21 protein-coding genes and 1 pseudogene are annotated in these 17,488 nt (G+C 61.2%); 9 read left to right on the top strand and 13 right to left on the bottom strand.

Annotated features, from left to right (window positions below; all coding sequences use genetic code 11):
* A partial coding sequence (locus tag DPV74_RS04330) for an integrase core domain-containing protein (protein ID WP_240439922.1) occupies positions 1 to 114 on the top strand: 114 nt, incomplete at its 5' end.
* Between the two features lie 305 nt (positions 115 to 419).
* Here DPV74_RS04330 and DPV74_RS04325 read toward each other — a convergent pair.
* Positions 420 to 869 (bottom strand): hypothetical protein, encoded by a 450-nt coding sequence (locus tag DPV74_RS04325; RefSeq protein ID WP_124673992.1) that lies wholly within the window; start codon positions 867 to 869, stop codon positions 420 to 422.
* Complete coding sequence (locus DPV74_RS04320) at positions 866 to 1,174, bottom strand: hypothetical protein (RefSeq protein ID WP_119336589.1); 309 nt, start codon at positions 1,172 to 1,174, stop codon at positions 866 to 868. The genes DPV74_RS04325 and DPV74_RS04320 overlap by 4 nt, the downstream gene beginning before the upstream one ends.
* 362 nt (positions 1,175 to 1,536) lie before the next feature.
* Between DPV74_RS04320 and DPV74_RS04315 the strand changes: the two are divergent.
* Positions 1,537 to 1,666, top strand: a pseudogene (locus DPV74_RS04315) (IS256 family transposase); the annotation flags it as partial.
* Between the two features lie 344 nt (positions 1,667 to 2,010).
* Complete coding sequence (locus DPV74_RS04310; RefSeq protein WP_021161832.1) at positions 2,011 to 2,811, top strand: transporter substrate-binding domain-containing protein; 801 nt, start codon at positions 2,011 to 2,013, stop codon at positions 2,809 to 2,811.
* 57 nt (positions 2,812 to 2,868) lie between these two features.
* Here DPV74_RS04310 and DPV74_RS04305 read toward each other — a convergent pair whose 3' ends face one another.
* Complete coding sequence (locus tag DPV74_RS04305; protein WP_119336592.1) at positions 2,869 to 3,072, bottom strand: hypothetical protein; 204 nt, start codon at positions 3,070 to 3,072, stop codon at positions 2,869 to 2,871.
* Between the two features lie 349 nt (positions 3,073 to 3,421).
* Positions 3,422 to 3,964 (bottom strand): DUF6622 family protein, encoded by a 543-nt coding sequence (locus DPV74_RS04300; RefSeq protein WP_119336588.1) that lies wholly within the window; start codon positions 3,962 to 3,964, stop codon positions 3,422 to 3,424.
* A gap of 477 nt (positions 3,965 to 4,441) precedes the next feature.
* Here DPV74_RS04300 and DPV74_RS04295 point away from each other — a divergent pair, with 477 nt between their 5' ends.
* The 3 genes from DPV74_RS04295 (at position 4,442) to DPV74_RS04285 (ending at position 6,979) form a co-directional block, all read left to right on the top strand.
* Positions 4,442 to 5,464, top strand: a complete 1,023-nt coding sequence (locus DPV74_RS04295) for a sensor histidine kinase (protein WP_374708950.1) — start codon at positions 4,442 to 4,444, stop codon at positions 5,462 to 5,464.
* Between the two features lies 1 nt (position 5,465).
* Positions 5,466 to 6,200, top strand: a complete 735-nt coding sequence (locus tag DPV74_RS04290) for a LytTR family DNA-binding domain-containing protein (protein WP_027788530.1) — start codon at positions 5,466 to 5,468, stop codon at positions 6,198 to 6,200.
* A 164-nt stretch (positions 6,201 to 6,364) separates the two neighbouring features.
* Positions 6,365 to 6,979, top strand: a complete 615-nt coding sequence (locus tag DPV74_RS04285) for a hypothetical protein (RefSeq protein ID WP_162922939.1) — start codon at positions 6,365 to 6,367, stop codon at positions 6,977 to 6,979.
* A gap of 121 nt (positions 6,980 to 7,100) precedes the next feature.
* Here DPV74_RS04285 and DPV74_RS04280 read toward each other — a convergent pair whose 3' ends face one another.
* The 4 genes from DPV74_RS04280 to DPV74_RS04265 form a co-directional block, all read right to left on the bottom strand.
* Positions 7,101 to 7,358 carry a PAAR domain-containing protein gene (locus DPV74_RS04280; RefSeq protein ID WP_081076294.1) on the bottom strand — a complete coding sequence of 86 codons (258 nt, stop codon included), beginning with the start codon at positions 7,356 to 7,358 and terminating at the stop codon, positions 7,101 to 7,103.
* A gap of 14 nt (positions 7,359 to 7,372) precedes the next feature.
* Positions 7,373 to 8,716, bottom strand: coding sequence for a virulence factor (locus DPV74_RS04275; RefSeq protein WP_119336587.1), 1,344 nt, complete (start codon positions 8,714 to 8,716; stop codon positions 7,373 to 7,375).
* Positions 8,717 to 9,358: 642 nt separating this feature from the next.
* Positions 9,359 to 9,541 (bottom strand): pyridoxal-phosphate dependent enzyme, encoded by a 183-nt coding sequence (locus DPV74_RS04270; protein ID WP_119336586.1) that lies wholly within the window; start codon positions 9,539 to 9,541, stop codon positions 9,359 to 9,361.
* 3 nt (positions 9,542 to 9,544) lie between these two features.
* Positions 9,545 to 9,745 (bottom strand): hypothetical protein, encoded by a 201-nt coding sequence (locus DPV74_RS04265; protein ID WP_162922938.1) that lies wholly within the window; start codon positions 9,743 to 9,745, stop codon positions 9,545 to 9,547.
* 443 nt (positions 9,746 to 10,188) lie between these two features.
* Between DPV74_RS04265 and DPV74_RS04260 the strand changes: the two genes are divergently transcribed.
* Positions 10,189 to 11,589 carry an ATP-binding protein gene (locus DPV74_RS04260; protein ID WP_119336585.1) on the top strand — a complete coding sequence of 467 codons (1,401 nt, stop codon included), beginning with the start codon at positions 10,189 to 10,191 and terminating at the stop codon, positions 11,587 to 11,589.
* Between the two features lie 403 nt (positions 11,590 to 11,992).
* Here the strand turns inward: DPV74_RS04260 and DPV74_RS04255 are convergent, their stop codons facing one another.
* The 3 genes from DPV74_RS04255 to DPV74_RS04245 are packed head-to-tail and all read right to left on the bottom strand — an operon-like array spanning position 11,993 to position 12,887.
* Positions 11,993 to 12,319 carry a helix-turn-helix domain-containing protein gene (locus tag DPV74_RS04255; protein WP_059688434.1) on the bottom strand — a complete coding sequence of 109 codons (327 nt, stop codon included), beginning with the start codon at positions 12,317 to 12,319 and terminating at the stop codon, positions 11,993 to 11,995.
* Positions 12,303 to 12,557 carry a type II toxin-antitoxin system RelE/ParE family toxin gene (locus DPV74_RS04250; protein WP_059688433.1) on the bottom strand — a complete coding sequence of 85 codons (255 nt, stop codon included), beginning with the start codon at positions 12,555 to 12,557 and terminating at the stop codon, positions 12,303 to 12,305. The genes DPV74_RS04255 and DPV74_RS04250 overlap by 17 nt, the downstream gene beginning before the upstream one ends.
* 48 nt (positions 12,558 to 12,605) lie before the next feature.
* Positions 12,606 to 12,887: a hypothetical protein gene (locus DPV74_RS04245; protein WP_155648459.1), complete on the bottom strand. Its 282-nt coding sequence runs from the start codon at positions 12,885 to 12,887 to the stop codon at positions 12,606 to 12,608.
* A gap of 97 nt (positions 12,888 to 12,984) precedes the next feature.
* On the opposite strand from DPV74_RS04245, the gene DPV74_RS04240 reads away from it, so the two are divergent.
* Positions 12,985 to 13,686 (top strand): SOS response-associated peptidase family protein, encoded by a 702-nt coding sequence (locus DPV74_RS04240; protein WP_119336582.1) that lies wholly within the window; start codon positions 12,985 to 12,987, stop codon positions 13,684 to 13,686.
* A 26-nt stretch (positions 13,687 to 13,712) separates the two neighbouring features.
* On the opposite strand, the gene DPV74_RS04235 is transcribed toward DPV74_RS04240, so the two are convergent.
* Both DPV74_RS04235 and DPV74_RS04230 read right to left on the bottom strand, forming a co-directional pair.
* Complete coding sequence (locus DPV74_RS04235) at positions 13,713 to 14,765, bottom strand: phage portal protein (protein WP_060286247.1); 1,053 nt, start codon at positions 14,763 to 14,765, stop codon at positions 13,713 to 13,715.
* Positions 14,765 to 16,516 (bottom strand): terminase ATPase subunit family protein, encoded by a 1,752-nt coding sequence (locus DPV74_RS04230; protein WP_060222673.1) that lies wholly within the window; start codon positions 16,514 to 16,516, stop codon positions 14,765 to 14,767. Before DPV74_RS04230 ends, DPV74_RS04235 begins: the two co-directional genes overlap by 1 nt.
* A gap of 149 nt (positions 16,517 to 16,665) precedes the next feature.
* On the opposite strand from DPV74_RS04230, the gene DPV74_RS04225 reads away from it, so the two are divergent.
* On the top strand, positions 16,666 to 17,484 hold the full coding sequence (locus DPV74_RS04225) for a GPO family capsid scaffolding protein (protein WP_059688428.1): 819 nt from the start codon (positions 16,666 to 16,668) through the stop codon (positions 17,482 to 17,484).
* The last annotated feature ends 4 nt before the right edge of the window (positions 17,485 to 17,488 follow it).

Raw genomic sequence — 17,488 nt, 5'->3', positions numbered from 1 at the left:
CGCAACCTGGCCATCGCGTTCGAGCATTACAACGAGAAGCATCCCCATAGCGCGTTGAAATACCGCTCGCCTCGCGAGTTCCGGCGCTCGATGGATTCAGCAACCTTAGTGTGATGCTGTGTCCGGTATTACAGGGTCAACTCCAGCACGTGCGATATCGTCGGTGGATTCGTGTGAGCGCCGCAAAGCACGTACGTAGTTCGTCAGCATCACGGAATCGGACATCAGCGCTCGCGCATGATGCCGCAAAAGGTCGTGATTATGCCAATGAAGCGAGCGCGCCGATCTGGCCGTGGTGATGGCTCCAGCAACGCAGGCGCGATATGTGCCCCGTTCCCAGTGCTGCCGATCAGTCCCAATACACTGTTGGCCACCACACGGAGACGCTATCGAGCAGTGACCAGGGCACAACGCATCGATCAAGGCTGGTATCGAACTGTCTCGTAGATTTTCGCCATACCCTGCTTCGCAGGATTTTCGTTGGCCGCCAGACCCGACGAGAAAATGACGCAGGTCCAACCGTCACCGCAAGGCTTGCTTGCGATCAGGTCAAGCCGATGTGCATACACCCGGTCAACCTTGAAAATCTTGTGCGTGTAGCGTGATGCAAGCGCAGGATACTTGCCGTTCAGCGTGACCGGCTCGTAATTCGCTTTCGTGTACTGAGCAGGCTTGTCATCGACTTGCAGGTTGTAGAGATAGGCTGCCGTACCTTTTAGCGTCGGCGCGACCTTGGTGCGCACCACCTGAACCGCAACGCCCAGCGTCAGCATCTCGAACGCCGCTTTGTCGGCTTCGATATCGACTCCCTGCCCATCCGCAGGCTCGCTTCGGCACATGACCAGTACATGGTGAGCCCAACCGGTCAAGCAACTCTGCTCTGATACTCGCCAAAACACTTGTCGCAAACAGCAACGAGCCCATCGAAGACGGCCGCATGCTGATCCTCGAAATCCGATCCAAACGGCGCATCACCAGGCTCCGGCAAACCGAACTGTTTCGCGACCTCGGTCGAAACAAAATACGAAATGTCGGCGAGTCCGTCTCCCAGCCAGTCGATGTCGTAACGGAGAATCTTCAAGCGCCTCGCGTCCGTTTTCATGTCGGCGCCGATATCGCTTGAAACATGTATCACCCCGGTTGCGCCATGCGATTTACACAGTATCCGGCCCATGTCTCATCCTATTGTCGTTTCCCATTCGCAACTAGAGCGAATCGATGACGTTCCTGATCCACGTCTTGACATCACCCTAGGTGATTTTCTTTTGCCTGGTAATTTTTCCCATAAAAATGGTCGACCACGCGACGGCAAGACCCACGGCGACACATAGGCTTAAAAATGAAAATTCACTCATTGGAATGAAAGCGTTCCAATTTCTTCGCGATGTATGCATGCGACTATTTTTTCGACTCACTGCGGATCGAGATCCGCGACGACGGCGTAGTCGGCAACAAGGCCGTCTATCCAGACCGACGGGCAGGAGCTTATCCGATCTTTTGTGTGAGGCATAAACCGAGAGCCAAGGGACCACTTTTATGCCACGCAAACGCAAGGAGGAAGTGACGATTGAACCGGGCACGACGGCTTGACCTTGACCCGGCACTGATCAAGCAACTGGTGCCCGGGACGCTGAACCGGTCGACGATCAACGAACGGCTTGCAGCAGGCCAGCCAATCCGCGTCCAGGAGTCCAACTCCGTGCAATCCAGTTTCATCATCAATTTGCTGTCCCTGAAATCGCAGTGAATTTCGAGTGATTTCACCCGTCACTTGCGATACCCGCGCAACAGCTTCTTGCGCGACTCCCCACGCCTTGCACGACGCCTCCCACACGCCAGTCACGCGGTCGGCCGCCCCCGCCCTGCTGAAATCGATCTCAATCAGGGCCAATTCGACTTCCGGCGCGGCGCGGTTGCGAGTAGTGTCTACATGCCCGTATTCCGGCCGCCCCCGGGTTCGACCGATACCCGGCGCTCACCACACACGACACTGACCTCTGGAGATCTGCGATGAAACGTTCGAAGTTCCTGCTGTCGGGCCTGCTGCTCGCGTCGGCCCTCGGCTTCACGGCCGTCGCCGCGCATGCCGACGACCTGCTCGACTCGGTCAAGAAAGCCGGCGTGCTGCGCGTCGGCCTCGAGGGCACGTACCCGCCGTTCAACTCGCGCGGCACGTCCGGCCAGCTCGAGGGTTTCGACGTCGACGTCGCGAACGCGGTCGCCGGCAAGCTCGGCGTGAAGACGCAGTTCATCCCGACCGAATGGAGCGGCATCATCGCCGGCCTTCAGGCCGGCAAGTTCGACGTGATCGTCAACCAGGTCACGATCACGCCGCAGCGCAAGGAAGCGCTCGACTTCAGCGAGCCGTACACGTACTCGGCCGCCCAGCTGATCCAGCGCAAGGACGACACGCGCAACTTCAAGTCGCTCGACGACTTCAAGGGCAAGAAGCTCGGCGTGACGCTTGGCACCAACTACGACCAGATGGCGCGCACCGTGCCGGGCATCGAGGTGCAGACGTATCCGGGCGCGCCGGAGAAGCTGCGCGACCTCGCCGCCGGCCGGATCGAGGCGACGCTCGACGACCGCCTGATGCTGCCGTACATGATCAAGACGTCGAACCTGCCGCTGCGCGCGGGCGCAGTGCTGAACGGCGGCAAGCAGGAAATGGCGATCCCGTTCCGCAAGGGCAACCCGAAGTTCGAGAAGGCGATCAACGACGCGCTCGACTCGCTGCACAAGGACGGCACGCTGAAGAAGATCTCGATGCACTGGTTCGGCAGCGATGTGACCGTGCCGGTCGCGCAATAAACGGCACAGCCTCGACGCGTCACGCGCTTCGTGTCGACGAACGCGTGACGCTTTTTCTCAAGCCGCTTCGTCGAAGCGCGCCAGCAGCATCTGGCCGACCGGTGTCAGCGCCGGGCGCGCGGCCACGGCGTTCATGCGCATCTGCGTATCGTCGACCAGCCGCTTCTCGACCAGCACGGCAAAAGCCGGATTCGACGGATCGATGCTTTCCGGCGCACGTGCAACGCGCAACAGCATCGAGAATTCATGCGGGCTCAGCATGGTCCCTGTCTCCTGATCGTCCGCGATCCGGTTCGAACCGGCGTCGATCGTATCTTCGAATGTAATGGCGCGTGGCATGACTGCCGCGCCGCCGGGAGCGAGATCCCGGCAGGCCTGCCTGCGACGCGGGCACGTCGTCGCGAGCGGGTTGCGCACGTCCCGGCTTCGGCGATGCCGCCGCGACGGGAACGTGCAACGTTATGGGCGCACCATGACGCGGCCATGACAGGAAAACAGGGCGCAAGACAGCGCGCGTTACATGCCGCTTCGATTCGATGCCGATCCAATTGACGAAGGCGGATCGCATGCTCGGCCGGCGGTTACCTGCTCGCCGGTTGTTTCGCACCCTTCATCGCGGGTCGACCGAATACGGGAACCCGCCGCTTGCCGATCCGCTCGCATGGCGCATGCAGCGCGCGACCACGTTCACCGCGCGCCCGAGCGTCATCCCGACGAGCACGCCCCATACCGCGAACGACAGCATCACGAAGCCGCTCGTCGCCGCCCACGGCGCGTGCACGGCGACCGCGTAATGGATGCCAGTTTCGGCGACGAACGTCAGCATCAGCGTGACGAGCAGGCTGGCGTCGCCAGGCAGGCGCACGCGCAGGCCCGACGACGCCGGACGGTACTCGAGCCGCCACCGGCTCGCGTGCAGCCAGCCCAGCGACGCGCCGCTCACGCCGGCTCCCAGCGCAATCGCGTTCGCGTCGATGCCGGCATGCGGAAAAAGCCCGTTCAGGCTGACGATGCCGAGCATCCCGAACGCCACCGGCGAGATCAGCGGTCGGGCCGCCGGCACCTCGCGCGGGAAACAGCGCTTGATGCCGATGTAGAGCAGCACGCAGAACATTACGTACACGTAAGGCTTCAGGTGAAGGAGCGCGGACATGGTCGGAGTCGCCTGGTCGGTGTGGACACGGCAACACCGTACTGCGCCGATCAGGCAGACGGCACGGCTTGCGACGGGCGGCCGGAATTTGCGGACGAGTTGCGCGTCGCGGCGATGATCGTCCGGCGAATCGGGACGAATGACGCGCCACCGAATCCGGCCGCCGGCGACGTCCGAGCTGAATGGTCCGCCCTCGCCCGCCGGCCGGCGCTTCGTGCTCGACGCGCAACCGGCAACACCCCGTGTCCTTCCGCAGCACCTTCCACTACACTCGTGGCGGAAACCGGCCAACCGTCGGCAGCCGAAGCGCTTCGTCGAAGCCGCGCGCCGTTCGTCGCAACGGGCGCGTTATCGGCCCGTCCGGCAGTAAGGTCAGGCCATCGGCGCATCGCGCACCCACCTTCACCCGACACCATGCGAGCCACGTCCGACCCGTCGCCGATTCCGCAGCCACCCGCCGGCGCCCCGCCGCGGCTGCTGCGCGATCCGTCCGCGCTGCTCGCGTTCGCGTGCTTCAACTCGGTCGTCGGTCTCGGTTTCTGGGCGATCCATTTCAACGAACCGCTGCTGCCCTACCTCGTCGTCGCCAACACGATCGGCTTCTGCGCGCTGCTGTTCAGCCACGCCGCCGACCGGCTGCTGCCGCGCAAGCCGGGGCTCGCGCTGAAGACCGTCGTGGTTGCGCCGGCCAGCGTGCTCATCGGTTTCGAGATATCGGCAGCGATCGTCCGCGGGAACGTGCCGCACGTGTTCGGGCGCGCCAGCCTCGGAGCGTGGGACAACTACGGGCCGTCGTTGCTCATCTCGGCGATCCTGTTCGTGTGCGTATCGTTGTTCCTGCAATCGATGCGCATGCGTGCGACGCTCGAGACCGAGCGCCGCGAAGCCGCCGAAGCGCGCCAGTCCGAGACCGCCGCGCGCCTGGCACTGCTGCAGGCGCAGATCGAGCCGCACTTCCTGTTCAATACGCTCGCGAACGTGCAGAGCCTGATCGAGCGCGACCCGGCCCGCGCATCGACGATGCTAGACAGCCTGAACCGCTATCTGCGCGCGAGCCTGCGGCGCACGCGCGATGCGACGTCCACGCTCGGCGAGGAACTCGAACTCGTTGAAGCACTGCTGAAGATCGCATCGATCCGGCTCGGCGAGCGGCTTTCTTATACGATCGACGTGCCGGCGGACCTGCACGCGCTGCCGTTCTCGCCGCTGCTGCTGCAACCGCTCGTCGAGAATGCACTGCTGCACGGGATCGAGCCGTCCATCGACGGCGGCGTGATCGTGATTCGCGGCAGGATGCGTGGCGACGGGCTCGAACTCAACGTGATCGATACGGGCGTCGGCCTCGGCAAAAGCGACACGCGCCTGCATGGCGGCGTCGGGCTCGCCAACGTCGCGGCGCGGATCCGGACGCTGCACGGCGAGCGCGGCCGCGTCTGCATCGAAACGAGCGCCGCCACCGCGCATGGCGTCACCGCTACCCTGCTGATTCCGATCGACTGACATGCCGACCGCCCTCATCGCCGACGACGAACCGAACCTGTCCGCCTCGCTCGCGCAGCGGCTGGGGCAGCTCTGGCCCGAACTGGAAATCGTTGCGATGCCGCGCAACGGCATTGAAACGCTGGCCGCGCTGAATGCGTCGCCACGCCCGGACATCGCGTTTCTCGACATCAGGATGCCCGGCATCGACGGGTTGAAGCTCGCTGCGCTGGCGCCCGATGTGCATGTCGTGTTCGTCACGGCCTACGACGAATATGCGGTCGATGCGTTCGATCGCGCAGCCGTCGACTACCTGTTGAAGCCGGTGACGGACGAGCGGCTGCTGCGGTGTATCGCGAAGCTTCAGCGCGGCGGGCCGGCGCTTGCGCAGGCCGATGCGCTTGCGCAGGCGGCACAAGCAAGAGAAGCGGTGCCGATCCGCTGGCTGACGGTAGGCGTGAAGGATGCGACGCGGCTCGTATCGGTCGACGATGTGCTGTATTTCCAGGCGTCGGAGAAATACACGGAAGTCGTCACGGCCGGCGAACGGCTCGTGATTCGCACGCCGCTGAAGGAGCTGATGCAGCGGCTCGATCCGGAGCGGTTCGCGCAGGTGCATCGCGGCGTGATCGTTGCGTATGCAGCGATCGATCGCATCGAGCGCGATCTGCTGGGACGGTTGCGGATTCGCGTGCATGGGCAGCGGGAAATGCTGCCCGTCAGTCGTGCGTATGCGGGGTTGTTCAGGCAGATGTGAGGGGCGTCTGCTTGCGGCACGCTTAACAAGGTTACGTTCTGACAACGCGTGAACGACACGTTGTCAAACCGCACACCATCCAACACAATCGCGCGATCAGGTTGCACTCGGCTGTATTGCCCCAAGTCGACAAGACACCCTCCCCACTAGCCGGCGCTGAAACGATGAAAACACTGCGTGGATTAACGACATACGTGGTTGCAACGCTCGTAAGCGGCTGCGTCGCCACGCCTGATCTCATCGGCGAAAACACCGCGGGCATCGCGCCGACAGAAGCGACCGCGATCCTGGTCGTCGTGGACGGCAAGGCATTCGACAGGCCCGAGTACGGCAGCGAAGGGCACGCGTATCTCGCCGGACTGGGTGAAGGCATCCAGGCTGCACTGGCCGGTGTGCCGACGAGAATCGTCGAGCTGGACGAGATGAAGTTCGTGAATCCGGTACCAGCGGCACTGCGGGCCATGAGGCCGAGTCATACGATCCGCCTGTTCACGGAGTCCGGGACCACGCGTAACGGCACGCCCATCAGCGCGACGTGGCAAATGGAGGTATCGAATGTGACGACAACCCTCGTCCCGGCGACCGGCGACAAGCCGGGCGGTACCCGCTACACGATCAAACCGATCTACAAGGCGCGCGCCGATGGGGAGACATGTCTCGATTCGGACAGCTTCGCGAAAAAGTGCGGTGCGGCGATGGGAAAGATGTTTGGCGATACGCTGCGCGCCGCGCATGTGGTGCAGATGAGTGCGGGGACGGCCGCTCAGCCGGCCAACTGAAGGGCCGCGCGGGAATGACGAAGGGCTGCGCCATGCATCGCGCAGCCCTTCGCTGGACAGCGTGGCGGGTAACCGGGCCGAACCCGCTGTCACCTCGACTCGGCCGTCCCGGTCGTTCGAATCACGAGCGCGCCGAAGTCGGCAACGATGAAATCAGAACGGCACCACATGAGGTCTTGTGACCTTCGAACGCCGCATGCGCCCCCTCGATATCGAACTGCCCGTCGCCCTCGACGACGACGCACGGCCCATGTAACGGGCACGTGCAGCGGTCACCGACACGTGCGGGCGCACGCCCCATGACATCGCTGTTCGACGCGCCCGTCTCGACATAACCGCCGTGACTGTGGACATCGCCCACTCGAATGATTCCTCGCATGATCGGTTATCCGGTCAGTAGGAGTAGCCCTGCATGCCATAGCTGGTGTCGTGACGACGGCCCCACCACGGCAGGTACGCATTGTTCTCGCCACGCGCGCGGAACCAGTCCTTGTCCGCATCGATCGGCACGACTTTCGACGGTGGCAACACCACCACCGCTGTCGGGTGCTGCGCATCCGTCGTCCCTGCCACCAGCACCTTCTCGCCAAGATGATTCGCCCGGCCGATCGCCAGCACCACGTCCGTCAGCGCCGTACCCGCTCCCATCGGGCCCAGCAGCGCCGGCGTATTGAACGTCTGCTTGCTGAAGTTGTAGTCCGGCAACACTTCCGTCAGCGTCTGCGACAACGCGCCGATCCGCTCCGACGCCGCTTCGCCGCCCCGGCCCGCGTCATGCACCACGAAGTTCAGCGACGGCACCGGCACGCCCGCGTTGCGCGCCGCGCCGTCGATCGTGGCTTTCCACGCCTGCACCGTGCGCGTGGTGCCGGCCTTCGCCTCGTAGTCCTTGACGTTGCCCGTCGCCGCGCGGCCGATCCAGGCCAGCGGTTCGCGCTCCGTCTTGAAGTTCGGCCCGACGAGGAACAGCACCACCATGTTCTCGTTGATCTGCGCGTCCTTCGGCGGGAAGCTCGGGGCGTCCCAGTTCATCACCCACGCGCTCTTGTCCGGGTTCGCCTGCAGGTAATCCAGTGCGCGGTTCAGCGATGTGAATCCGGCGTTTGCGCCGCCTTGGTTGACGTGGACGTCGGGCGGGGTGTCACGGCTCCAGAGATCTTTGGCGGACGGATTTCCAATCTCGTAATTGTCGACGAACTCGCCTTGGAAGTACGTCTTCGCCTCTATCGGATCAAGTCGTTGCGGGATGGCAAACTCGATACGCATTCCCGCCAGTTCACGCCAGTCATCCTTATTCTTGGACTTGACCGTGTAGAAATACTTGGCGTTCATCACATAGCGATCGCCGAACAGGCCAAGAAGCTTACTGACGTATTTGTGGTAGAAGCCCTTGAACGTTTCCGTGCCTTGGTTACCGTATACGAGCGCCCCTATTGACTGGAGCTTCGAAAATTTCTGCGGCATCGTCCGAACCATATCGTCGTTCTTGTTCGACTGAACAAGACCCATTGTCCAGAGAATCTGCCACTCCGTCGGATAGTCGCGTCGCTGCAATGGATTCAGCCACTCCAACCCGACAACTTGTGCGATGAACGGCTGAGCGCTTTCGCTCGTATCCAACGCAGCGGCATCTTTCTGAATCACCGTATCGGCCTGCACCGGCACCACCATCACGACGGTCAACACAACAAACGCCAGAAGCGCACCCAGGAACGATCCTGTAGACAATCGATTCACCCATTCCCCCGAACTCTATTCGTCACGAAACCCGCGTGCAGCAAAAACACTCGAGCTGCACATCATACCCATCGTGGCAATCAATCAACGGAACGGAGTCGAGATCAGCCGGAGTGTTACCCATCCGATCATTGGAAAAATCTCACAGATATCAAGCAAACAACTTGAAAACCAGTATCAGAAACAGCCTTTACCCATAAACTCAATGCAAGTTGTCAGACACGTCGCAAGGAAATAAACCCTGGATATAACAAAGGGCCACGCGAATATCGCATGGCCCTTTGTTTCGAAACGTGGCGCCCGGGTACGACTATCGCCACTCGCGAAGCCGCCCCCTTCCGCGCACAATCAGCCGCTCCGGCGGTTCTTCGACAAATACTTCAATCCCGAATCGCAGACCACCACTGCAATCGTCCTGCCACGCATCTCGCCGGCCAGCAGCTGCCGCGCCGACACGACGTTCGTGCCTGACGAAAATCCGCCGAAGATCCCTTCCTTCTACTCAAGCTCGCGTGCGATCCGCAGCGGTTCGCCCCCCCCTGCAACCGGCAGAAAACCGTCTGCGCGCATGTCGTTCAGAAACGGAAGATCGCTGATCGAATAGGCGCTACCCTGGATCGGATGCTCGGGTCGCGTGACAGGTTACCCCGCGATCGGCACCGCCCCAACCGGCTCGACGGCATAACAGCGAACTGCAAAATTCCGTTCCTTGAGCGGCTTGCCGACACCGACAAAGCTACCGTCCGAACAGACAAAATCGACGAACCCGTCGATACGGCCATCGGTCGCCTCCCGGATTTCCGCCCCGGTCGTCCTGTAGCGCACGAGTCAGTTGCCGTCGCGATGAAACTGATCGGAGCGAAACGCACCTCGCTCGGCTTCGATACGCTGAGCTTCGCGGTCGACGAGTTCGAGATCGCCTTGCGACACCTGCCCGGGAACGGAGTCCGCCAACTGATCGACCCGCATGACTTCCGCGCCCAACATGCGCATCATCCTGGCCCGCTCCTCGGAGTTGACCTTCGACATCACCGCGACGAACGGTATGCTCTTGCTATGGAGATTTGCCGGGCAGATCGGGCAATGCCGAAGCGATTGGCCGGGCTAACTGTCGCTGCGCAGAACAAACGACAACCCATGGGCCAGTAAAGTGAGCGCTGAAACGACGAAGGGCCGGGAGGAAAACCTCCCGGCCCTTCGTTCAATTTGGTGCCGGCTGCAGGACTCGAACCCGCCACCTGATGATTACAAAGCACTTGAAATAATTAATAAAAACAATTATTTAGACAAATATCGCGTTTCCAATACTGCCTCTTTCCCCGAAGTCTTCACCTTGCCGCACAAGGCTCGGCCTTCGATTGGAAACGCAAGCAGGGCGCATATTCCGCGCCTACTGGCCCGCGGCTTAGGTAAGATGCACAGTGCTTCACTGAGTCGTCATCACCCATTACATACACACGCTGGAGACCGCTATGCTTACCCGTGCCTTGTCGACAGAAGAGGCGATCGTTTTGATTAACCGCAATGAAGGCCACTTTTTTGACAAAAAATCGGCTGGGATATCTGGCGCCGGCCTGCAGAAGATCGTCGTTGCTTTCGCGAATGCTGATGGTGGCGACGTTTTGATCGGCATCGAGGACGACAAAGTCGATCCTCTTCCGGAGAAGCGGTGGCGCGGCATGGATTCCATAGAGAACTTCAATGGACTGCTGCAAGCGCTGCATGAAGTCACACCACAAGTACCGGCCTCAATGGAGTTTCTCGTTGCAAAAGATTTTCCAGGATATGTGCTGTCGATAGCCGTCGACAAAAGTGCCCAAGTCCATCAAACTTCTGCAAAAGAAGTATTTATGCGAAAAGGAGCGCAATCACTTCCCCTTAAAGATGCGGAAAAATTGGTCGCACTTAAATTCGCGAAAGGACTTGCCTCTTTCGAAGACACTGCGGTTCGCAATATTCCGGCAGAGGCAGTAGTTGACTCTGCAGAGATGCAGCGCTTTCTCGTTGACTTTTCACCGAAAACTGACGCCCTTAATTTCGCGGTTAACGAAAATCTAATCGATCTCAAAACTTGGGATCCAAAAGTCTGCGGCCTTGTGCTGTTTGCAGGCAATCCGTCCGCAATGGTACCGACTCGTTCTGGCGTTCGTATCACGCGCTATGAGACGAAGGAGGACGATCCCGAGCGAGATCACCTTGCATCCTCGGACCTTTATGAGGGCCCGGCGTACCAACTTATTCAAACAGTGGTCGATGCGATTTCGAAGATTATGTCGAGCATTAGCATTTGGACAGTCGACGGCCTAAAGAGGGTTTCGTATCCGCCAGAAGCAATTTGGGAGATCGTAGTAAATTCGATAATTCATCGAGACTATTCCATTTCGGACGATGTTCACATCCGAATCTTCGACAATAGAATCGAAGTGCAAAGCCCCGGCCGTCTTCCGGGATTTGTAACTGTGGACAATATCCTGGACGTTCGTTACTCGAGAAACAAACAAATCGTCCGTACACTCTCGCGTTACAAAGTCGCACCAAACAAGGATATGGGCGAAGGCTTGAACACAGCCTTTCAGAAAATGAAGGAATGGAAGCTTAAAGACCCAGTCATCGAGGAAATCGAAAATTCGGTTGTAGTGACAATTCCGCACACCCCGCTTGCAAAACCAGAAGAATTGGTCATTGAGTTCATCAAGAAAAATGAACGAATTACGAATAAGCAAGGACGAGAACTTACTGGCATCAAGTCAGAGAATGCAATGAAAAATGTGTTCTACAGCTTGCGGGACTCGGGAATCCTGGAAATGGTCCCCAAGGGCAACAAAACCGAGTGGATCCTGGTGAAGGAACGAGGCGCCAAAGCCGCAGAGTAAAGAACAAGCGACGACGGGCAGACTGCATAACCAAGGCGCATAAAAGTGCATAGAGGAATCGGCCCGTCGATCGCCGCGCTGCCCATGCTGGGCGAGCCGGCGCAGCCGCTGCATGCGTGCATAAAAACCACGCATTTTCGCGGGCAGGTGGGGCGGGGCTACAACTGCGCGCGCCGGGTCGGCGCCAGCCTCTCAGGGGCGCGATCCGACCCCAGGATGACCCCTGGCATGCGTCAGCAGCGCCGCTACGGGGCTGCCGCATGCTGACGCACCTGCGCGGCACGGGCCGCCGGCCAGCCGCTCTGAGAGCGCCTGAGCCCGCCGAAGCCAACACATCGGTACGGACGAAAAAAAGCCGCCAGGTACCGAAGTACCTGGCGGCTTTTGGCTGGCCGACCGCTCGTCAGACGTCGAGTTGCGCGACCGTGATGCCGAGCGCGGCGGCGATCTTCTCAAGCGTCGACCGCCGCAGCTTCTCGCTGCTCTCCTGTTGAGCGTAGGCGGACTGGCTGATGCCGAGTCGCGTCGCGACTTCAGCCTGTGTCAGCCCGAGATATTCGCGCCACGCGCGCAGGGGCGTTGCCCCGTCGACCGTTGCGCTGACGACTGCGTGCGGAATCAGGTCGCGCTCCTCGTCTCGCTGCGCCATGTATTCCGCGTAGGGGATCACCACAAAGGCCGGCGCTCCGTCCGGCCCGTTGATGATTTGGATGTTAGTACGTGCGTTCATCGCGTTTCTTTACCTCCTCGATTTCGACTACCTTGATCTCACCGTCCCAGTTGAACAGAACCCGGTAGTTGCCGACCCTGAGCCGGTAATCATATTCGTGATTGGTCAGGGACTTCACGTTATGGCAGTTCGGCATGGCTTCTAAGGTAACTACGCTGTCACGAATGACCTTCTGGACTTGGTGATCCAGCTTACGCAGTTGCTTGAATGCTTTGGCAGTCCATTTGATCGAGTTCATGCAAACAATTATAAGTTTCCTTATAAGTTTTGACAAGCATTTTATAAGTTATTTTCGCTGCCAGAGGGGGCGCTTCGGGCGCGGATATTCCGGCCGGTATTGCTGCACGAACGCGTCGCATTGTGCGTCCGTCAGTTCGTCCAGTCCGATCGCTCGAACCCAGAATGCACAGCCCGATACCGCGATCGCGCGCACGTGCTCGGCGCCCGGCTGGAAGCATACGGCCGTCCTGTCACTGCCCATGATGTACCCGCTCCAGTGCTCGCACGTCCAGCACGGGCCGTCGAGTTTCGGCTGGAAGAGGCCATAGCCTGGTCGTTCGCTACCCATCATCAACACCTGTATATTTATACAGTGTAGCTGCACGCAGCGAATACCGATACGGTGCGATCAGCCGCGCCAGTCCGACGAGAAAAGGGGGACAGTCATGTGCACCAACTACAAAGCACCGAACGAAGATCCGGGCATCAACGAGCTGAAAATTGGCATCGGCAACCTGTTCCGCCGCGATCCTTGGGATGTCGACGTGTGGCCCGACTATCGGGCACCGGCCATACTGCCGGACGGCGACGGCTCGGCCGTCACCGAGGCCGTGTTTGGCTTCTGGCCAAAGTTCATGCAGCCGGACAGGCTTGACGAGAAGGGCAAGAAGCGAAAGAAGTTCGACACCGTCAACGCGCGTGGCGAAGAGGTTGCCGAGAAGCGCCTGTATCAGCGCGCGTGGCGCGACGGGCAGCGCTGCCTCATCCCTGCGCAGTATGTCGTCGAGCCGTCATACCCGCATGCGACGCAGAAAGCTGGCGGCGGATGGGATCGCGGGCCGTGCGTGTGGCAACGCATCGGCCTTGCCGACTGGAGCGCTTACTGCGTCGCCGGTATCTGGCGACGCTACCAGAGCGACGACGGCCGCGTCCTGATCGGCATGACCATGCTCACGCTCAACGCCGACGAACACCCGCTGTTCAGGCTGATGCACAGGCCCGAAGACGAGAAGCGCGGCGTCGTGATGCTGCGGCCGGCCGACTACGACGAATGGTTGCACACGAAAAACGTCGAAGCTGCGCGCGCGATGCTGCAGCTCTACCCGGCCGACGAAATGGCTGCTGCGCCTGATCGGCCGGCGAAGTAGCCGGCAGGCACGCGCGCGGCGGCGCGTCACGTCACCGGCGGCGCGTAAGGACGAAAGCGCACGACCTCAATCCCGAGCCAGTCGTTCACCTCCCGCAGCCTCGCTTTCAACGGTTCGATCTCAAGGCCGTTGAACACCCCGGCCGCCTTCTCTACGTCGCCGAATCCGCCTGCGTTCGACGGGATGATCCCCATGAGCTGCGGCGGCACGCGATGCGCCGCGAGCTGATCCTCCACCGTCACCTTCTTGATGTTCCAGAATTCGTCCTTCGCTGCGACCTCGCCGATCGGCAAAAGCTGGATCCCGTCCTTCTTCCCCTTCGGCGCGTACATGAACAGATTGCGGAAATTGCCCGGCCCCTTCGCGTTCTTCAACGCCGCGCGCAGGTTGTCGACGTCCTCCTGCCGGTCGGCCGCATCGGTCATGTACATGATGAACCCGGCGTGGCTCCCGTTCTTGTAGTAGCGCCGACGGAACAGCGTCGCGCTCTCGTTCAGCCACGTCGAGTTCAGCGCCGACAGGTATTCGGGCAGGCCGTAGATCTCCTGATTCAGGTCGGGCTCGCGCAGGTGATACACCGAGCCCGGCTCGAACGCGTAGGGCTCGCGCACGTTCGTCACAAACCAATACTGGCCGGGATCGACACCCGCTCGTGTGTACTTCGCCAACGACGCCGTCAACGCCAGTGTGTCGCCGAGGCGGTTTGTGCGCCGCTCGAGGTAGCTGTTCGCGAACACGAGGTACTCGAGCACAAATCGGCTGAATTCCGCGCGAGGCAACAGCGGATGCTCGATGTACGACTGCACCAGGATGTTGCGCTTCACGTAGATGGCCGAACTGTGATGCGGCGCCGCACGGAACGATCGAGCCAAGCCATCGAGCGGCAGTGGCGGCTCGTACCACTGACCCATTCGCATGCACTCGACGTAATCGAGCAGCTCACGCCGATCCAGCACTTCCATCGGATCGCCGAACGAGAAAACCTCGGCACGCGTGGCCGGCGCCGCTGGCGACTCGGGCGCAGCCTCTGCGCGGTTGTGCGCGCGCCGCGCGGCGGCGCGTCCATACTTGCGGGACATCAGAAAATCTCCATGAATCCAGAATTGGTACTGGTCGCGCCCTCGAGCGGCTCATTTGCGAGCGCGTGCATGCACGCCCATGCCAGGTCGCCGTGGCTCGCCTCTTCCGAGCGCGTCGTCGTGTACGTCACCTGCAGCCCGCTCGGCGTGATCGTCTTCTTGATCGCCATGAACGACGCGGTCAAATCCGTCCATCCGGCGTCGTATTCGAGCCGGCCCTTACGGATCACGTTCTGCGCCTTCATCACCAGCATGGCCTTCACCTCCACCGAGTAGCGGATCGGCGTCGCGGCCGGGAAAAACTTGCTGACCAGCTCGTAGACGCCCTGCCCCATGCCGGTTGTGTCGATGCCGATGTAGGTGACGTTGTAGCGCTGCGTAATCGCCTCGATCTTCGCGGCCTGCGCCTCGAAATCCAGCCCGTTCCACTGGTGCCGCTCGAGCACTCGAAACTTCCCGCCTGGGGAGCGCGGCGGCGCGATCACCACGCAGCCCGCGCTGTCGCGCGTGCGTGACGGGTCATAGCCGATCCACACCTCGTCGTCGCCGAACGGGCGCAGATACAGCGGCTTGAAGTCGTGCCACACCTCCCACGTGTCGACCAAGCACGACTGCATCATCGACAGCGGAAACACCGACAGCGAATCGTCGATGAACTGACACAGCAGCAGGTTCGCGTACTCGTCCGTGCTGTACTCAAGCTTCAGCCGCTCGAGGTCGAACAGGTTGCAGCCGCCGCGCACGGCATCCTCGACGGTCACGATCTGGCGATACTGGCCGTCAGCACACGCGCGGCCCGCTGCGAGCACCTCGTGCGTGACATCAAAGTCGACGCGCTGATCCTTCGGACGGCCCTTGTTGAACTGCGCGCCAGACCAGAACGGATAGGCGTCATGCGCGAGGCTCGACGGCGTCGAGAAATACGTCTGGCGCCACTGCGAATGGATCGCCATGCCCGACGCCACTTTCCGCAAATCCTGAAAGCGCGGCACCCAGAAGTACTCGTCGAAATACAGGTTGCCGTGGTAGCTCTGCGCCGTGCGCGCGTTCGTCCCGAGGAAGTACAGCGTCGCACCGTTCGGCAACACCATCGGGTCGCCGCGCAGCTCGACGCCAACCGCGTCCTTCGCAAACTGGACGATGTACTGCCGGAAGACGTGCGCCTGCGCCTTGCTGGCCGAAAGGAAGATCTGGTTCCGGCCGGTATTCAGCGCGTCGAGCAGCGCTTCGCGCGCGAAGTACCACGTCGCGCCGATCTGCCGGCTCTTCAGGATGTTCCGGATCCGTTCCTTGAATCCCGCGCGATACCAGCCACGTTGATAGTCGAAGATCGACTCGAGGAACGCGTCGTTGAGCTTCTCGATCTGCTCTTCGCTGAACGCGTTGCGGTCTTCCGCGTTGCGCGCCCGACGCGAGCCGCCCGCGCTCCCGGAATCGCTCACCTTCGACTCGTTCGCGGGGCGCTTGCGTAACCGATCGAGCTGCCGAGTCAGCAGGTCGATATCTCTGCAGTCGCGCCCCTCCTTTTTCTCCTTCATCACGAGCCGGATCAACTGCGCTTCCATCGACAGCGTGACGCGGTCAATCGGCTCCGTGTCGTCCCATTGGTCACGCCTCTTCCAGCTATAGAGCGTGGCCGGCTTCTCGCCGAGCAGCTCGGCAATACGCGCGATGCGATACCCCTGCCAGTACAGGTCGCGTGCACGCCGACGCGGATCGACGTCGGATGAATCGATGGGAAGAGCAGTCATGCAGCAAGGCTACCGACGCGCGCGCGCGAGCCCTACTCGATCCGGTTGTATCAGTTGCGGGCACAACCAACATTCATTGCGACGCCTGATCGAACTGCCGAAACTGGAATCCCTGAACAAAGCACCACGCCCTCTCAGAGGATTCGCACATGGCACAGGATTCGAAGAAGACGAAATTTTTCTGCATCGCGACCGAAGGCGCGACGACGGACGGCCGCAAGATCGACCGCAAGATGCTCGAGCAGATGGCGACCAACTATGACCCGAAGAAGTACGGCGCCCGCATCAACATGGAGCACATCCGCGGCCTGTACCCGGACAGCACGTTCCGTGCGTACGGCGACGTGATCGCCCTGAAGACGGAAGAGCAGAACGGCAAGATGGGACTGTTCGCGCAGCTCTCGCCGACGAAAGACCTGATCGCGATGACCAACGAGCAACGCCAGAAGGTCTACACGTCGATGGAAGTCGACCCGGACTTCGCGGGCACCGGCGAGGCGTACCTGGTCGGCCTGGCCGTCACCGACAACCCTGCCAGCCTCGGCACCGAAATGCTCGAATTCAGCGCGAAGAGCAAGGCATTCGACACGCGCAAGCAACGTCCTGAAAACCTCTTCAGTGCTGCCGTCGAAGCCGACCTCGAGTTCGAGGACGACGCTCCGCGCGCCGGCGGCGCTGGCCGCGCGCTGTTCGCGATGGTGAACAACCTCCTGAACCGCAAGGAAGCGAACGACGATCAACGCTACTCCGACGTTTCGAAGTCGGTCGTCGCAATCGCTGAAAGCCAGGGCCAGGTGGTCGACCAGGTCGAGAAGTTCAGCACCGAACTCGCCGGTCTGCAGCGCGAGCTGAAGGACGCCAACAAGCGCCACGACGAGCTGATTGTGAAGCTCTCTCGCGCCGACAACAGCACGCAGTACCGCCCGATGTCGACAGGCGGCGACAACGCCGAGCAGACCGACTGCTGACCCG

Origin of the sequence: Burkholderia sp. HAN2018 (assembly GCF_024704855.1) — a bacterium.
Taxonomy (GTDB): domain Bacteria; phylum Pseudomonadota; class Gammaproteobacteria; order Burkholderiales; family Burkholderiaceae; genus Burkholderia; species Burkholderia cepacia.
Note: the sequence above shows the minus strand (reverse complement) of the source record. Positions and strands in the feature narration are given on the sequence as shown.

What these genes read in the sequence shown, in the direction of transcription:
- DPV74_RS04290 (WP_027788530.1), top strand. Translation starts at nt 5,466, where the DNA reads ATGCCGACCGCCCTCATCGCCGACGACGAACCGAACCTGTCCGCCTCG.
- DPV74_RS04255 (WP_059688434.1), bottom strand. Translation starts at nt 12,319, where the DNA reads ATGAACGCACGTACTAACATCCAAATCATCAACGGGCCGGACGGAGCG.
- DPV74_RS04235 (WP_060286247.1), bottom strand. Translation starts at nt 14,765, where the DNA reads ATGTCCCGCAAGTATGGACGCGCCGCCGCGCGGCGCGCGCACAACCGC.
- DPV74_RS04250 (WP_059688433.1), bottom strand. Translation starts at nt 12,557, where the DNA reads ATGAACTCGATCAAATGGACTGCCAAAGCATTCAAGCAACTGCGTAAG.
- DPV74_RS04265 (WP_162922938.1), bottom strand. Translation starts at nt 9,745, where the DNA reads ATGTCGAAGGTCAACTCCGAGGAGCGGGCCAGGATGATGCGCATGTTG.
- DPV74_RS04225 (WP_059688428.1), top strand. Translation starts at nt 16,666, where the DNA reads ATGGCACAGGATTCGAAGAAGACGAAATTTTTCTGCATCGCGACCGAA.
- DPV74_RS04320 (WP_119336589.1), bottom strand. Translation starts at nt 1,174, where the DNA reads ATGGGCCGGATACTGTGTAAATCGCATGGCGCAACCGGGGTGATACAT.
- DPV74_RS04230 (WP_060222673.1), bottom strand. Translation starts at nt 16,516, where the DNA reads ATGACTGCTCTTCCCATCGATTCATCCGACGTCGATCCGCGTCGGCGT.
- DPV74_RS04285 (WP_162922939.1), top strand. Translation starts at nt 6,365, where the DNA reads ATGAAAACACTGCGTGGATTAACGACATACGTGGTTGCAACGCTCGTA.
- DPV74_RS04310 (WP_021161832.1), top strand. Translation starts at nt 2,011, where the DNA reads ATGAAACGTTCGAAGTTCCTGCTGTCGGGCCTGCTGCTCGCGTCGGCC.
- DPV74_RS04260 (WP_119336585.1), top strand. Translation starts at nt 10,189, where the DNA reads ATGCTTACCCGTGCCTTGTCGACAGAAGAGGCGATCGTTTTGATTAAC.
- DPV74_RS04245 (WP_155648459.1), bottom strand. Translation starts at nt 12,887, where the DNA reads ATGGGTAGCGAACGACCAGGCTATGGCCTCTTCCAGCCGAAACTCGAC.
- DPV74_RS04240 (WP_119336582.1), top strand. Translation starts at nt 12,985, where the DNA reads ATGTGCACCAACTACAAAGCACCGAACGAAGATCCGGGCATCAACGAG.
- DPV74_RS04305 (WP_119336592.1), bottom strand. Translation starts at nt 3,072, where the DNA reads ATGCTGAGCCCGCATGAATTCTCGATGCTGTTGCGCGTTGCACGTGCG.
- DPV74_RS04300 (WP_119336588.1), bottom strand. Translation starts at nt 3,964, where the DNA reads ATGTCCGCGCTCCTTCACCTGAAGCCTTACGTGTACGTAATGTTCTGC.
- DPV74_RS04280 (WP_081076294.1), bottom strand. Translation starts at nt 7,358, where the DNA reads ATGCGAGGAATCATTCGAGTGGGCGATGTCCACAGTCACGGCGGTTAT.